This window comes from Streptomyces sp. NBC_01255 (genome assembly GCF_036226445.1).
In the GTDB taxonomy this organism is placed as follows: domain Bacteria; phylum Actinomycetota; class Actinomycetes; order Streptomycetales; family Streptomycetaceae; genus Streptomyces.
This window is the reverse complement of record NZ_CP108474.1, coordinates 4,337,244-4,352,556: the sequence shown is the minus strand read 5'-3', so window position 1 is coordinate 4,352,556 and position 15,313 is coordinate 4,337,244. Positions and strand designations below refer to the sequence as shown.

Below are 15,313 nucleotides of genomic sequence, written 5' to 3'. Positions count from 1 at the left end.
CCCGTGACGGAGGCAGCGGAGCTCCCGGAGGCCCCGGAGCAGGCGCGGACAGTCTTCGGTGAGTACTTCCCGGAGGCCGTGCGGTACGCGGAGCTTCTCGCGGACGCGGGTGTGAAGCGCGGCCTGATCGGCCCGCGCGAGGTCCCGCGGCTGTGGGAGCGGCACATGCTGAACTGTGCCGTCCTCTCGGAGGTCGTCCCCGAGGGCGTCACGGTCTGCGACGTGGGCTCGGGTGCCGGTCTTCCCGGTATCCCGCTGGCTCTGGTCCGGCCCGACCTCAAGATCACCCTCCTGGAGCCGCTGCTGCGCCGGACGAACTTCCTCCAGGAAGTCGTCGAGCTGCTCGGCCTCGACCACGTGACCGTGGTCCGTGGCCGAGCGGAGGAGATGCTCGACAAGATCACACCTGTCCACGTGGTGACCGCTCGCGCGGTGGCACCGCTGGACCGGCTGGCCGGCTGGGGTGTTCCCCTGCTCCGCCCGTACGGCGAGATGCTGGCCCTCAAGGGCGACACCGCGGAGGAGGAGCTCAACGGCGCTCGCGCCGCACTCTCCAAGCTCGGTGTGGTGGAGACCTCGGTGCTGCACGTGGGTGAGGGGATCGTCGATCCGCTGTCCACGGTCGTGCGGGTGGAGGTCGGCGAGAGCCCGGGTGGTGTGCGGTTCGCGGCCAAGCGAGCCAAGGCAGCCCGGACGAGCAAGACCCGTCGACGCCGCTGAGCGTCGCATACGTACCATTTCGGAGTGTCGAACGGCTCCGACCGGGCAGCAGGGGCATGGTGTTTCACGTGAAACGTCGCTCCCTGCTGCAGGGGATCATCAGCCGCGGCCGCGCGGCTGCCACGCCCCGGGACCGTAAGCCCCGCGTGAAGCCACTCGCGAGGGTTACGGAGTTGTCCACAGAGGTGGATTCACCCACAGAACCACCGACCTCGCTGGTTCACGACCCCGAAAGCATGGCAGGCTCTGCTCATCGCGAGCCTGAAGCCGAGGAGAGTGAATCCTTGCGGTCCGACGCCAACATCGCGGGACCGATGACCGATCCGGTCCCCGGTCCCCGAACCGAATCGGTGGGGGAGGATGTTTCACGTGAAACATTGCCCCCGATGGACGACACCCCCATTGGTCGTGCTGCCCAACTGGCAGTAGAAGCCCTGGGTCGTGCCGGTGAGGGACTTCCCCGACCGGCCCAGACGCGCGTGATGGTGGTCGCCAATCAGAAGGGCGGCGTGGGCAAGACGACCACGACGGTCAACCTTGCCGCCTCCCTAGCCCTGCACGGTGCCCGGGTCCTGGTCATCGACCTGGACCCGCAGGGCAACGCTTCCACGGCGCTCGGCATCGACCACCACGCCGAGGTCCCCTCGATCTACGACGTGCTGGTGGACAGCCGTCCGCTGTCCGAGGTGGTGCAGCCGGTCCTGGACGTCGAGGGCCTCTTCTGTGCCCCCGCCACCATCGATCTCGCCGGTGCGGAGATCGAGCTCGTGTCGCTGGTGGCGCGTGAGAGCCGTCTGCAGCGGGCGATCCAGGCCTACGAGCAGCCGCTCGACTACATCCTCATCGACTGCCCGCCCTCACTCGGCCTGCTCACGGTCAACGCCATGGTGGCGGGGGCCGAGGTGCTGATTCCGATCCAGTGCGAGTACTACGCGCTGGAAGGGCTCGGCCAGCTCCTGCGGAACGTCGAGCTGGTCCGGGGCCATCTGAACCCCGAGCTCCACGTCTCGACGATCCTGCTCACCATGTACGACGGCCGGACGAGGCTCGCCTCCCAGGTCGCCGACGAGGTGCGCACCCACTTCGCCGAGGAGGTGCTGCGGACCAGCATTCCGAGGTCCGTCCGTATCTCGGAGGCACCGAGTTACGGCCAGACGGTTCTCACGTACGACCCGGGCTCCAGCGGTGCCCTGTCGTATCTGGAAGCCGCCCGCGAGATCGCCCTGCGGGGTGCTGCCCTGCACTACGACCCGCAGCACGCCCATACAGGGCACCAGAACAACCAGCGCAGCATGTCGGAGGGGATCCAGTGAGCAAGCGACCTAGGGGATTGGGACGTGGGCTCGGTGCGCTGATCCCCGCCGCTCCCCAGGAACAGAAGGTTCCGGCGGTCGGTATCGGGGTGGGCGCGACCTCCCCCGGCGTCGCCTCCGGGCTGTCCGCGGAGCGGGGCGTGGCCGCGGCGAAGCTGGCGACGCTTCCGCACAGCAGCCCGTCCCCCGACGCGTCGGCGTCGTGGAGCGAGGCCGAGGAGGTGGTTCTGCCGGAGATTCAGGGTGGGGCCTACTTCACCGAGCTTCCGGTCGAAGCCATCGTTCCCAACCGGCACCAGCCGCGCGAGGTCTTCGACGAGGACGCGCTGGCGGAGCTGGTCGTCTCCATCAAGGAGGTCGGCCTGCTCCAGCCCGTGGTGGTGCGCAAGGTCGATGACGAGCGCTACGAGCTCGTCATGGGTGAGCGTCGTCTGCGGGCATCGAAGCTGGCCGGCCTTGAACGGATCCCGGCGATCGTCCGGGACACCGACGACGAGAAGATGCTCCTGGACGCCCTCCTGGAGAACCTCCACCGGGCCCAGCTGAACGCGATCGAAGAGGCTCACGCCTACGAGCAGCTGCTCAAGGACTTCGGCTGCACCCATGATCAGCTCGCGGAGCGGATCGGGCGTTCCCGCCCGCAGATCTCCAACACGCTGCGTCTGCTGCGTCTCTCACCGCCGGTGCAGCGGCGGGTCGCCGCCGGGGTGCTCTCCGCCGGTCACGCGCGAGCCCTGCTCGGCGTGGAGGACTCGGAGGCCCAGGACCAGCTGGCCTACCGGATCGTCGCCGAGGGTCTCTCCGTGCGTACCGTCGAGGAAATCGTGAGCCTCATGGGCTCCGAGGAGCCCGCCGCGGTCAAGCCGAAGGGCCCCCGCGCCGGGGGGCGTGTCTCTCCCGCACTCACCGATCTCGCGTCCCGGCTCTCGGACCGCTTCGAGACCCGGGTGAAGGTCGACCTGGGGCAGAAGAAGGGAAAGATCGTCGTCGAGTTCGCCTCGATAGACGATCTGGACCGGATCCTCTCGACCCTCGCGCCCGGCGAAGGGAAGGTCATGGACCACAAGAACACCGAGCAGAGCGAGCAGGGCTGACGCTGCCGCTGCGCTGAGGCTGCCCAGGGCGGGTCGGGTTCCGGTCTTCACCGGAGCCCGACCCGCCCTTTGCCTGCGAGCGGTGTCCCCCTGATCGCCCGGTCGATACGATTCTGAGAAGCGTATCCGTGCTCAAGGGCGAGGGAAGCGAGGGGAAACCGTGGGGCGTCGGCTCGTACCGCTCACGCTGGACAACCTTCCGGATCTTCCCCGGCGATGTCGCTCCTGTGTCTTCTGGGAGCTCGACCCGGTGAGTGGAGAGGCTGCCGTGAAGGCGGGGCGTCCGGAGGCGGAGAAGGAAGCCTGGATCTCGGCGGTCCTCCTGGAGTGGGGTTCCTGCGGGCGGGTGGTCTACGTGGACGACGTGCCCGTCGGCTATGTCCTCTACGCTCCCCCGGCCTATGTGCCGCGGTCGACGGCCTTCCCGACCAGCCCGGTGGCGGCTGACTCCGTCCAGCTGATGACGGCCTGGATCATGCCGCAGTACCAGGGCCAGGGGCTGGGCCGGATGGTCGTGCAGACCGTGGCGAAGGACGTGATGAGGCGGGGATTCAAGGCGATCGAGGCGTTCGGCGATGCCCGGTGGAAGGAACCGGCCTGTGTGCTGCCGGCCGAGCACCTCCTGGCCGTGGGCTTCAAGACGGTCCGGCCACATCACGCCTTTCCCCGGATGAGGCTGGAGCTCCGGACGACGCTCTCCTGGAAGGAGGACGTCGAGATGGCTCTGGACCGGCTGCTCGGCGCCGTACAGAAAGAGCCCGCTCTGCGGCCGCTCTAGTACCGGGGCATGAGAACGGCCCGCCCCTTGAGGGGCGGGCCGTTCGTGTTTCACGCTTCATGTTTCACGTGAAACAGAGAGCGTGTCAGCCGTTCGAGGACTCGAGGAACGGCGCCAGGTCGCGCTCGATGGCGGCCTTCGGCTTGGCGCCGACGATCGTCTTCACGACCTCGCCACCCTGGTAGACGTTCAGCGTCGGGATGGACATGACGCCGTACTTGGCGGCCGTGCCCGGGTTCTCGTCGATGTTGAGCTTCACGATCTCGATCTGCTCGCCGTGCTCCTTGGCGATTGCCTCCAGCGACGGGGCGATCTGGCGGCACGGGCCGCACCACGCCGCCCAGAAGTCCACCAGGACGGGCTTGTCGCTCTTGAGGACGTCCTCTTCGAAGGAAGCGTCGGTCACAGTCTTCAGGGCCACGGCGGCCTCCTTGTTTTCGCGGGGTGTGGAGTCAGGAAGGACGAGGGTCAGACCGCGGGGGTCTCGGCCAGCTTCTCGCTGTCGGCGAGGGCGGCCAGGAAGCGCTCGGCGTCGAGCGCGGCGGAGCAGCCGGTACCGGCGGCCGTGATGGCCTGACGGTAGGTGTGGTCGACGACGTCGCCCGCACCGAAGACGCCCGTGAGGTTCGTGCGGGTCGACGGCGCGGCCACCTTCAGGTAACCCTCGTCGTCCAGCTCCAGCTGGCCCTTGAAGAGCTCGGTCCGCGGGTCGTGGCCCACGGCGATGAAGAGGCCGGTGACGGGCAGCTGGCGGGTCGCGCCCGTCTTCGTGTCGCGCAGGGTCAGACCGCTGAGCTTCTGCTCGCCGTGGATCTCGGTGACCTCGCTGTCCCAGGCGAACGAGATCTTCGGGTCGGCGAAGGCGCGCTCCTGCATGGCCTTGGAGGCACGCAGGGTGTCGCGGCGGTGGACGATCGTGACGGACTTGGCGAAGCGCGAGAGGAAGGTGGCCTCCTCGATCGCGGTGTCACCGCCGCCGACGACGGCGATGTCGTGGTCCTTGAAGAAGAACCCGTCGCAGGTGGCGCACCAGGAGACACCGCGGCCGGAGAGCGCGTCCTCGTTGGGGAGGCCGAGCTTGCGGTGCTGGGAGCCTGTGGTGACGATGACGGCCTTCGCGCGGTGCACGGTGCCGGCGGTGTCGGTGACGGTCTTGATGTCGCCGGTCAGGTCCACGGCGATGACGTCGTCGGGGACCAGCTCGGCGCCGAAGCGCTCGGCCTGGGCCCGCATGTTGTCCATCAGGTCCGGGCCCATGATGCCGTCACGGAATCCGGGGAAGTTCTCGACCTCGGTCGTGTTCATCAGCGCGCCACCGGCGGTGACGGCGCCCTCGAAGACCAGCGGGTTCAGCGACGCTCGGGCCGTGTAGAGCGCTGCGGTGTAGCCCGCGGGCCCGGAGCCGATGATGATCACGTTACGGACGTCGCTCACGGGTTACTTCCTCGTCTCTGCAGACTGCCACTGCCTACGGGGGCGGTTGTCTCGGTCACTCTCACCCCACCCAACGGATCCTACGGGGCATGCATTCCCGAGATTGCCGCGCGGCACGTGGCCGAGGCACAGAGCGAGATCAGGAGCGTGGATACGTCTCGCTGAGCAGGAGATCGGCCGCAGGGCTTCCGGTGCTTGTGGACCGTTCGGCGCAGGAGGCGTCGAGGACGAAGGCCTGGACGCGGGTGCTGTCCGCGGGGTCCGTCAGAACGAGGAGATAGGCGGGCGTCCCCTGGTACTCGCCCCGCTCATGGGCGAGCACGGCGTCGGTACGGCCGGTGCCGGCCAGGACGCAGGCGGGGACGGCGCTGTCCCGGTTCCGCTGGGGGCTGGCGGTCGTGGCACTCTCGGCGGACATCGATTCGGGGCCGACTCCCTGAGGCGTCTTGGCCACGCCGGCTTCCTCGCCCAGGAGCGTGTGGACGCGTTCCTCGACGGGGGTCCCGGAGAAGGGGGCCACGGCGCTGGCGTCTGCCAGCTTGGCGCCCTGCGTGCTCCCGGCGGTCGGTCCACCGCCCTGGCTGAGGAAGAGGCTCATGCCGAGGACGGCGGCGGCGAAGGCGGCGCCGAGTGTGGAGACGAGCGCGATCCGGCGCCGCCGAGGCTTTCCGGGGCGACCGGGGCCAGTGGCCGCCTTGGGGCGGCCCGCAGGGCGTTCCGCGGGGGAAGGCGCGCCGGAGGGGACCGGCTCGGTGCGGGGACGCGATGTTTCACGTGAAACGGGGCTGTCGCTGTCCGGCGCGGTGGCCTGGAGAAGGGCTTCGGCGGCGAGCGCGGCGTCGATCCGGCCGGCGATCTCGGCGGGCATCCGGGGCGGCCCGGGCAGCGTGCCCAGGAGGCCCCGGATTTCCTCCAGGGAGGTCCTGACGTCGGCGCAGAGGGGACAGCCGTCCAGATGGCGGCGTACGGCCGCGGAGCGGCTCGGTGACAGGAGTCCCTCGGTGAGATCGGAGATCTCCGAGACGTCCGGGTGCTGTGTCGTGTCGGCCTTGCCGGTCGTGGAAGTCACGCGCGCCCACCTCCGCCCTTCACAGCAGCTGGATCTGTCGGTCCGGTGTCCGTCGGCCCCGGCACCGGTGGGACGGATGTCCCCGGCGTCCGGTTCCTTCCCCCTTCGACGGCCTCGTTACCCACTGTGTCGGCGCGCAGATGAGTGACCATCGGGAGGAGGCGAGACCGTCCCCGCGCGCAACGGCTTTTCACGGTTCCGGTGGGAACGCCGAGGATACGTGCCGCCTCCGCGACCGGGTATCCCTGCATGTCGACGAGGACGAGTGCGGCGCGCTGGTCCTCGGGGATCTGTGCGAGGGCCGCCAGGAGCTGCCGGTGCAGATCCTGGCGCTCCATGGGGGCCTCGGCTGACTCGTGGGGGTCGAGGAGCTGCTCGAAGCGGTCGGTGTCGTCGACGGGTGAGGTTCTGCGGGAGGCGGTCTTGCGGAGCCGGTCGAGGCAGGCGTTCACCGTGATGCGGTGGAGCCAGGTCGTGACGGCCGACTGGCCCCGGAAGGTATGGGCGGCCCGGAAGGCGGACAGCAGGGCGTCCTGGAGGGCGTCGGCGGCCTCCTCGCGGTCCCCCAGGGTGCGCAGGGCCACCGCCCACAGCCGGTCGCGGTGACGCCGCACGAGCTCACTGAAGGCGTCCGGGTCTCCGGCGACATGGCGCGCCAAGAGCTCCTGATCGCCTGTGGTCTCGTCTATCGGAGCGTCCAACGGTGAGCCCCTCCCCGTGCGGTGGTCAGCCCAAGATCTTGATCTCGGCCAGCTTGCCGCGGTAGCCCCCGTCGTTGGCGGGGAGTTCCGTCAGCCAGACCAGAACGTAGCGGGTCGTGACCGCCTCGGTGGGCTTCAGGGTCACGTTGCTGCCGATGCCGGATGCCTGCGTCGTGAACCCGTCGAGTGTGGACGGTGCCGAAGAGGCGTCGGAGGGCGCGGTGTGGAGCTCCACCGAGGTGCTGCCCAGGAACGACAGGTCGACCGAGCTGATCTTCTGGGCCGTGCCCAGATCGAGGACCATACCCACGCCCGACTTCAGGTTGGCGAAGCCGACACCGCGGTAGTTCACGGTGTGCCAGTAGGTGTTGGGGTCGCCGTCGTAGGCGAGCTGTATGGCCTGGGGGTTCTCCGTGCCGTTGCCCTGCGGGGGCGGATCGAAGTCCTGGGCGGACACGATGGAGATCGGCTTGGGCGGCTTGGGCTTCTCGTCGACCGTGGGGGAGGTGACCGGCGTCTTGGTGGTCGGCTCCTGGTCGAGGAGCCGGTCGGCGATCTGCCAGCTGCCCAGGCCCAGGGCGGCGATCAGCAGGGCCGAGACGGCCCACTTCAAGGCCGTGCCCGTGCGGCTCTGGAGCGGGGCCGGCGGCACCATGACCGGCTGGGTGGCGGCGGGACGTGCCTGGGGGCGTCCGTAGGTGCCCTGCTGGTACGTCGTGCGCTGGTAGTCGGGCGGGGTGGGGAACGTCGGCTCCGGCGGCTTGACGCGGGGCATCGCGGCCACGGCCTTGGCGAGCTCGTCCGGCGTCGTGCAGGGCGGCTCCTGGCGGGACGCGGTGGCCCCGTCGTTGGCGAGGGCGCGCATGGCGATCTCGGAGAGGCCGCGGTGGACCCCCGCCCGGACCTGGTCGGGCGGGAGGAGCCCCACGCCCTTGGGGAGGCCCGAGAGCCCATAGGCGTCGCTGTCGTACGGCCAGCGCTGAGTGAGCGCCGCGTACAGCAGGGCACCGATCGCCTCGGTGTCGGTGCGCTGCGGGCGCTCGGCGGTGATGCCGCGCAGAGCCGCGTTCACGGCGAGACCACGGATCCGGTACTGGCCGGTGGAGCTGCGCAGGACGGCGCTCGGGGTGAGCCGGAGGTGCGCGAGGGCCTCGCGGTGAGCGGCGGCCATGGCCTGTGAGACCTGGCTGACGAGCTGGTAGGCGTCGTGCGCCTCCATCGGGCCGGTCGCGAGCAGCGCGGTGAGCTCGGTGGAGTCGGGCAGCCACTCGTGCACGACGTACACGAGGTCGTTCTCCTCGACGGCATCGAGGACTTGGACGAACCGGGGGTCGCCGAGCAGCGCCGCCGAACGGGCCGCGGCCAGGACGGAGCGGGCCCGGGGGTGATCGGCCGGCAGGAGGTGGACTCCGACGGCACGCCGCAGCTTCTCGTCGACGGCACGCCAGCTGCTGAACCCGTCCAGACGGGTGACGCACTCCTCCAGCCGGTATCGTCTGGCCAGCTTGTGGCCGCTGTGCAGTTCCGGTGCCGTGATGGAGGGCTGTTCGCCGCTCTTTCGTTCGACCGCCTTGTTCTCCGTGGCCTCGGCGGTCGTCGCCGCCGTCTTCTGCGTTTCCGCCACCCCGTCGGTCGCGGCCTTGTCCGCCTTGGCGGTCAGCGGGTCGTCACCGCTGTTGTCGGCCACGTCGACGGCAGCCGTGCTACGTTCCGCCACCGTCGTCCTGCCTCCCCATCCGTTGCGCCACATCCAACAGCCATGCCAATTGTGCCCACAGTCCGACGCTATGCACGACACGCGGTCCCCGCCGATGGTTGTGCGGGGACATCGAATCAGCGTCCCAGACGTCCGCGCACCATGCCGACCAGGGTGTTCAGCTCCGCGATCCGCATGCGCTTGGCCGCGACGAAGAAGACTCCCAGGAGGACTGCTCCGCCTACGAACAGGGCGACGAGCGAGCCCAGGGCGCCTTCGCCCAGGAGCTTCAGCAGTCCGAAGCCGACGGCGCCGGCGACGATCGCCGCAGGTACGGAGGCCATGCAGAGCCGCGCGTAGGTCCGCATCACATGCGTGCCGTCTAGGTCGCCGCCGAGGCGGTTGCGCAGGCGGCGCCACGCGATGCCGACGCCGACCGCGTAGGCGAGTCCGTAGGAGGCGGCCATGCCGACGACGGCCCACTGCGCGGGCAGGAGGACGTAGCAGAGGGCCGAGGCGGCCGCGTTCACGGCGGCGACAATGACCGTGTTGTAGAACGGCGTCCGGGTGTCCTCGTAGGCGTAGAAGCCGCGGAGCACGACGTACTGGACGGAGTAGGGGATCAGGCCGAGGCCGAAGGCCATCAGGATGAAGCCCATGCTCTGGGCGGCCTCGACGCCGCTGGAGGCGTAGAGCAGGGTGCACATCGGGACGCCGAGGGCCAGGAAGGCGAAGGCGACCGGGACGATCGCGACGGCCGAGTTCCGCAGGCCCTGCGAGATGTCGTCGCGGACGGCGCCGGGGTCGTTGTCGTGGGCGGCGCGAGAGATCCGCGGCAGCAGCGCGGCCATGACGGAGACGGTGATGATGGCCTGCGGCATGCCCCAGATCAGCTGGGCGTTGGAGTAGGCGAGGAAGCCGGCGCCGTTCTTCCCCGACTCCTGACCGGCGGCCGTGGCGAGCTGGGTGACGACCAGGACCCCCGCCTGGTTGGCGAGGACGAAGAGCACGGTCCACTTGGCGAGCTTCACCGTCTTGCCGAGCCCGTGGCCCTTCCAGTCGAAGCGGGGCCGGAAGCGGAAGCCCGTCTCGCGGAGGTACGGGATCATCGCCAGGGCCTGGACGACGAGCCCGAGGAGGGTGCCGATGCCGAGCAGGCGGATGCCCTCGTCGGGAATGGTCTGGACGCCCATCTGGGACTCGGCGGAGGTGCCGTAGACCCAGATGAACAGGCCGAACGTGACGATCATGACGATGTTGTTGAGGACCGGCGTCCACATCATCGCGCCGAACTTGCCGCGGGCGTTGAGGATCTGGCCCATCACCACGTGCACGCCCATGAAGAAGATCGTGGGCAGGCAGTAGCGGGCGAAGGTCACGGCCACGCTGTTGGCGGCGGCGTCGTCGGCGATCGTGTTCGACATCAGCCGGACCAGCAGCGGCGCGGCGAAGACGGCCGCCACCACGATCAGGCCGAGTGCCACCATCACGAGCGTGAGCAGGCGGTTGGCGTAGGCCTCGCCGCCGTCCTCGTCGTTCTTCATGGAGCGGACGAGCTGGGGGACGAAGACCGAGTTGAGGCCGCCGCCGACGGTGAGGATGTAGATCATCGTCGGCAGGGTGTAGGCGATGGTGAAGGTGTCACCGAGGAGTGCGGCGCCGAGCGCGCCGGTGATCACCAGACTGCGGACGAAGCCGGTGAGCCGGGAGACCAGGGTGCCGGCCGCCATCACGGCACTCGACTTGAGCAGCCCGGAGGCGCGGCCGGACTTCTTCGGCGTGGGGGCGGGAACGGGCATGGGGTCCGCCTCCGAGGCGGGCGGCGGTACCTGGCCGGGCGTCTGCTGGTCCCGGTAGAGGTGCGCGAACGCGTCCGGCTCGGGCTGCTCCTCGCCGGCGCGGGTCACCAGGTCGTCGACGCCGGTGAACTGCACCGTGCGGGCGTCGTCGCCGTACGGCAGGTGACGGGAGGGGCCGTCGGGCTCGGGCGCCGGAGTCTGCGCCCACACGCGGGGGTCCGGGGCGTGCTGGGGCGCGGCGGGCTGCTGGTAGAGCGGCTGAGGCTCCTGGTAGGTACCGGGCGGGGGCGGCGGGTGCGCGGCGCGGTCGTAGAGCGCCTCGGTCACCGGGTCCTGCGCGGAGAGGTCCTGGGCCTGGTACGGGTCGTGGGCGAAGGCGTCCTGGACGTAGGGGTCCTGGGCGTACGGGTTGTTCTGCGCGTAAGGGTTCTGCCCGTGCGGGTCGTGGACACCCTGCTGAGGCGAAGGCGGCACCGGTGGGTACCCGGAACCGGGGGGTGCCGCGGGCGTCCCACCGGACGGCGCGGTGCCGCCCGCGCCCTGGCCGCGGTCACCGTCGTACGGCGCGTTCATGGTTACCCCACCTCATCGTCCCCGGCCGACCGGCCACGACATCGCTCAACGGTCCACTTTCTCACCCGGGCCGGACGGGTCGCCGCTTTCGGACCCGGTGTCCGGTGTCGGGTCACTCGGCTGCTCGGGTTCACCGCCCTCGACGTCCTCCGTCTCCGGCGCGGGCTCCGTCTCCGTACCCGCCTCGGATTCCTCGGCCTCGGTTCCGGATTCCTCGGCTTCGGCTTCGTCGGCTTCCGTCTCCGCCTTCCTGGCCGCGACCCGCTTGCGCTGGCTGTACATCCGTACGCCGGCGAGGACGAGGAGCAGCACGCCGCCGGCGATGACGAGCATCACCGTGGCGGTGATCTCGGAGACCTTGACGTTGAAGGTCATCGGCTGCCCGTACGGGGTGCCGTCAACGGTGTAGAGCTGGGCGGTCATCGGGACCTGGCCGTTGACATTGGCCGAAGCGTCGAACTTCACCGACTGGCTGTGCCCGGCGTTGATCTTCACGGGGAGCTCGGCGTACCGCCGGCCGTTCAGCTCCAGCCGGTTCCCGTTGCCGGAGGTGAGGCGCAGGACCAGGTCGTCCACGCCCTGGAGGAGCTTGTTCTGGACGGTCACGGGAATCGTCGCGCTGCGGCCGGACAGCGTGAGGTCCGACTTGTCGACCAGCTGGATGCCCTCGGTGAGGTCCTGCAGGTACTTCAGGACGTCGTTCCGGTAGACCGCGGCCGCCCTGGCCTGACCGCGCCAGGAGGTGGACATCTCACGGCTGATCGCGTTGCCGAACGGGGTCACGACACGGTCCGGGAGAGTCAGGACGATCTTGAAGTCGTCCAGCTCGTCACGGGTGGTCTTCATGTCACGGAAGGTCTGGACGGGCAGTTCCCGGTCGCGCAGCTGCTTCGGGTACCGGGAACCGCTGGGCACCGTGGTGGACGCGTCCGGGTCCGGCTTGGCCGCGGCCGCCGCCTGGAGCTCGATCGGATTGCTCCAGCGCTTGGCGGACAGCCCGCGGATGGCGTTCGCCATCGTCTGCGCCTGGGAGACGGTCGGCACCCGCTGCGGGGCGACCACGACGCTGCGCTGCTGCTCCGGCTGTTCCAGGGTGATCGCGAGCGACTGCGCGAGGAACTCCTGGACCGCGAGGGTGGACTTCTCCGCGCGGACCATGTCGCCCTCGAAGGCGGTGGACAGGAGCTCGTCGCTCACCACGGCCGTGGTGCTGCCGTTGCCGAGGGGGCGGGCCGCCGTCGGCGTGTAGGGGAGGTCGTCGCGGACGCTGTCGCTGCGGGCGATCACCTTGTTCGCGCCGGCAGAGGTGGCGACGGCCACGATCGAGGGGTCGACGGCCCCTTCCACGGGCCAGGAGAAGTCGGTGGAAGGCTGGGCGTGGAGGACGGTCTCGACGGTCATCGCCGCGAGCGAGGTCGCCGACTGGAGGTGTCCCAGGGAGCCCGGGACGTCCTTGCCGCGATGGGCCAGGGAAGCGAGGTCGGGGTCGGCGAACGGCAGGGCGACGATCTTGCGGCCCTGCACCGCTGTCTCCAGCTCGTTCAGCCACTGCTCGGCCACGGCCTTGTTCTTGCCCGGGACGTGGACCGTGCCGTCCTTGACGCGGTAGCCGTTGGCCATGGCGTCGACGGTGGCCAGCAGATCCGGGTCGATCACCCAGGTCACCGGCAGGTCCTTGCCGAGCGAGACCATCTGCTCCAGACGGCCGCCCGGACGCAGCTCGGCGGCCAGGGCGTCGTCCTCGAAGACCGGGGTCTGCTGATCGTCCGTGGCCGTCTCCGCGGAGACGTGGGCCGAGGAGATCAGCGGCCAGAGGTAGGTGAGCTGGGTCTTCTTCTCGGTGGCTTCCGGCTGGTAAGGCAGGAAGGTCCGCTCGATGCCGAGCACCCGGTCGTAGCGCAGGTCCGAGGTCTGGCCGGTGAGCGAGACGCCCAGCTGGTAGACGCCGAACTCGTCGAGACCGAGTTCGGAGACCGGGACCGAGAGGGAGAAGTCCGCGCTGAGCCCGGCGCCGAGGCGGGGGATCTTGACGGTGGGGGACTCGTCGAGCGGAGCGGGGTCGCTGTCGCTCCGGTAGCCGGTGCGGTCCGACGCCTGGTCGATCTCGCTGCGGCTCGTCATCATCGGGCCGACCCGCAGATCCACGGTCGCGTCGGTGATCGTCTTCTTTCCCCGGTTGGTGACCGTCCCCGAGACGGTGACGGTGTCACCGTCCACCGGGGCGCTCGGGGACAGCGTGTCGAGAGACACATCGACGGTCTTCGAGACGGTGGCTTCCTCCGCGGCGTCCGCCGGTGAGGCGGTCGGGGCCTGGAGCAGACCAGCGAGGAGCGGCGCGCCGACGGCGACCGTGATGGTGCGCCGCAGCCAGCGGCGGGCAGGTGAGGGACCGGTTCCCTGAATGTCTGCCGCCTCGCCCACGCGTTCGCCCATCCTCGTCGTTGTCTGTGGTGCCAGTGGTGTCGATGGTTCCCGGTTGCTGTGTCCAGGCATGGTAACGAGGCACGCTGGGGGCAAGTGCCGGGGACTGCTCCAGCCGATGGGGCCGCGTGCCCGTTCCGCGGGAAAACGAGGACGTCGCGGTGGACCGGGGCACGTACCCTTTTCTGTTGTGCCGAACGCCAACGAAGAGACCCCGACCGCACTGAGCCAGGTGCAACGACGCGCGGTCAGCGAACTGCTGCGTGTGTCCCCTGTCGCCGACGACCTTGCCCGCCGTTTCCAGGAGGCCGGGTTCAGCCTCGCGCTGGTCGGCGGCTCGGTACGGGATGCCCTGCTCGGCCGGCTCGGCAACGACCTGGACTTCACCACCGACGCCCGCCCCGAGGACGTCCTGAAGATCGTCCGCCCGTGGGCCGACGCCGTCTGGGAGGTCGGGATCGCCTTCGGGACAGTCGGCTGCCAGAAGGACGCCCGCGTCGGAGATGTTGATCAGCGCTTTGAGATCGAAGTCACGACGTACCGCTCCGAGGCGTACGACCGGACCTCGCGGAAGCCCGAGGTCTCCTACGGCGACTCCATCGACCAGGACCTCGTCCGGCGTGACTTCACCGTCAACGCCATGGCCGTGGCCCTCCCCGAGAAGGAGTTCATCGACCCGTACGGCGGCCTGGAAGACCTTGCCGCCCGGGTTTTGCGGACGCCGGGCACGCCCGAGGAGTCCTTCTCCGACGACCCCCTGCGCATGATGCGGGCCGCGCGGTTCGCCGCCCAGCTGGACTTCGAGGTGGCACCCGAGGTCGTCACGGCCATGCGCGAGATGTCCGGCCGGATCGAGATCGTCTCCGCCGAGCGGGTCAGGGAAGAGTTCAACAAGCTGCTGCTCTCGGCCCACCCCCGGAAGGGCCTCGGCCTGCTCGTGGACACGGGTCTCGCCGACCACGTCATGCCCGAGCTGCCCGCGCTGCGTCTGGAGAGCGACGAACACCACCGGCACAAGGACGTCTACGAGCACTCGCTGACCGTGCTCGAGCAGGCGATCGACCTGGAGGAGGACGGCCCCGACCTGGTGTTGCGCCTCGCGGCCCTGCTCCACGACATCGGCAAGCCGCGCACCCGTCGCTTCGAGAAGGACGGCCGGGTCTCGTTCCACCACCATGAGGTGGTGGGCGCGAAGATGACCAAGAAGCGCATGACCGCACTGAAGTACTCCAACGAGATGATCAAGGATGTCTCGCGGCTGGTCGAGCTGCACCTCCGCTTCCACGGCTACGGGGACGGCGAGTGGACCGACTCGGCGGTGCGCCGCTATGTCCGCGACGCGGGACCGCTGCTCTCGCGGCTGCACAAGCTGACCCGTTCGGACTGCACCACCCGTAACAAGCGCAAGGCGTCGGCGCTCTCCCGCACCTATGACGGCCTGGAGGAGCGCATCGCCCAGCTTCAGGAGCAGGAGGAGCTGGACGCGATCCGTCCTGACCTGGACGGCAACCAGATCCAGGAGATCCTCGGTATCGGACCCGGTCCGGCCATCGGTCAGGCGTACAAGTTCCTGCTGGAGCTCCGGCTGGAGAACGGCCCGATGGAGCACGACCAGGCGATCGCCGCACTCAAGGAGTGGTGGGCGGCGCGCGGCTGAGACGAGTCGGGGAGATCGGGTAGGTGTTTCACGTGAAACACCCACCCGATCGTGACCG

At 69.6% G+C, this 15,313-nt stretch carries 12 protein-coding genes; 5 read left to right on the top strand and 7 right to left on the bottom strand.

Annotated elements, in window-relative coordinates; genetic code table 11:
* Positions 1–3: 3 nt before the first annotated feature.
* The 4 genes from rsmG to OG357_RS19375 all read left to right on the top strand — a co-directional run bounded on the left by rsmG (position 4) and on the right by OG357_RS19375 (position 3,905).
* Positions 4–720, top strand: a complete 717-nt coding sequence (gene rsmG / locus OG357_RS19390; protein ID WP_317597194.1) for a 16S rRNA (guanine(527)-N(7))-methyltransferase RsmG — start codon at positions 4–6, stop codon at positions 718–720.
* Positions 721–956: 236 nt separating this feature from the next.
* Entirely contained in the window at positions 957–2,033 is a 1,077-nt protein-coding gene (locus OG357_RS19385) for a ParA family protein (RefSeq protein ID WP_317597196.1), read from the top strand.
* Positions 2,030–3,127: a ParB/RepB/Spo0J family partition protein gene (locus OG357_RS19380; RefSeq protein ID WP_329622345.1), complete on the top strand. Its 1,098-nt coding sequence runs from the start codon at positions 2,030–2,032 to the stop codon at positions 3,125–3,127. The genes OG357_RS19385 and OG357_RS19380 overlap by 4 nt, the downstream gene beginning before the upstream one ends.
* 160 nt (positions 3,128–3,287) lie before the next feature.
* Complete coding sequence (locus OG357_RS19375; RefSeq protein ID WP_329622344.1) at positions 3,288–3,905, top strand: GNAT family N-acetyltransferase; 618 nt, start codon at positions 3,288–3,290, stop codon at positions 3,903–3,905.
* A gap of 85 nt (positions 3,906–3,990) precedes the next feature.
* Here OG357_RS19375 and trxA read toward each other — a convergent pair whose 3' ends face one another.
* The 7 genes from trxA to OG357_RS19340 all read right to left on the bottom strand — a co-directional run bounded on the left by trxA (position 3,991) and on the right by OG357_RS19340 (position 13,598).
* Entirely contained in the window at positions 3,991–4,326 is a 336-nt protein-coding gene (gene trxA / locus OG357_RS19370) for a thioredoxin (RefSeq protein WP_329622343.1), read from the bottom strand.
* Positions 4,327–4,373: 47 nt separating this feature from the next.
* The gene (gene trxB, locus OG357_RS19365) at positions 4,374–5,339 is read right to left on the bottom strand and encodes a thioredoxin-disulfide reductase (RefSeq protein ID WP_056653690.1); all 966 of its coding nucleotides are present in this window, start codon (positions 5,337–5,339) and stop codon (positions 4,374–4,376) included.
* 139 nt (positions 5,340–5,478) lie between these two features.
* Positions 5,479–6,408 carry an anti-sigma factor gene (locus OG357_RS19360; protein ID WP_329622342.1) on the bottom strand — a complete coding sequence of 310 codons (930 nt, stop codon included), beginning with the start codon at positions 6,406–6,408 and terminating at the stop codon, positions 5,479–5,481.
* A complete protein-coding gene (gene sigM / locus OG357_RS19355; protein ID WP_329622341.1) occupies positions 6,405–7,109 on the bottom strand; it encodes an RNA polymerase sigma factor SigM in 705 nt (234 codons plus the stop codon). Before sigM ends, OG357_RS19360 begins: the two co-directional genes overlap by 4 nt.
* A 25-nt stretch (positions 7,110–7,134) precedes the next feature.
* Complete coding sequence (locus OG357_RS19350; protein ID WP_329622340.1) at positions 7,135–8,826, bottom strand: protein kinase family protein; 1,692 nt, start codon at positions 8,824–8,826, stop codon at positions 7,135–7,137.
* Between the two features lie 116 nt (positions 8,827–8,942).
* On the bottom strand, positions 8,943–11,177 hold the full coding sequence (gene murJ, locus OG357_RS19345) for a murein biosynthesis integral membrane protein MurJ (protein ID WP_329622339.1): 2,235 nt from the start codon (positions 11,175–11,177) through the stop codon (positions 8,943–8,945).
* 45 nt (positions 11,178–11,222) lie between these two features.
* Positions 11,223–13,598: a DUF6049 family protein gene (locus tag OG357_RS19340; protein WP_329625626.1), complete on the bottom strand. Its 2,376-nt coding sequence runs from the start codon at positions 13,596–13,598 to the stop codon at positions 11,223–11,225.
* 190 nt (positions 13,599–13,788) lie between these two features.
* Here OG357_RS19340 and OG357_RS19335 point away from each other — a divergent pair, with 190 nt between their 5' ends.
* On the top strand, positions 13,789–15,255 hold the full coding sequence (locus OG357_RS19335) for a CCA tRNA nucleotidyltransferase (protein WP_329622338.1): 1,467 nt from the start codon (positions 13,789–13,791) through the stop codon (positions 15,253–15,255).
* The last annotated feature ends 58 nt before the right edge of the window (positions 15,256–15,313 follow it).

Bases quoted from the DNA above. Each gene is read 5' to 3' on its own strand.
- OG357_RS19385 (WP_317597196.1), top strand. From the start codon at position 957: ATGGCAGGCTCTGCTCATCGCGAGCCTGAAGCCGAGGAGAGTGAATCC.
- murJ (WP_329622339.1), bottom strand. From the start codon at position 11,177: ATGAACGCGCCGTACGACGGTGACCGCGGCCAGGGCGCGGGCGGCACC.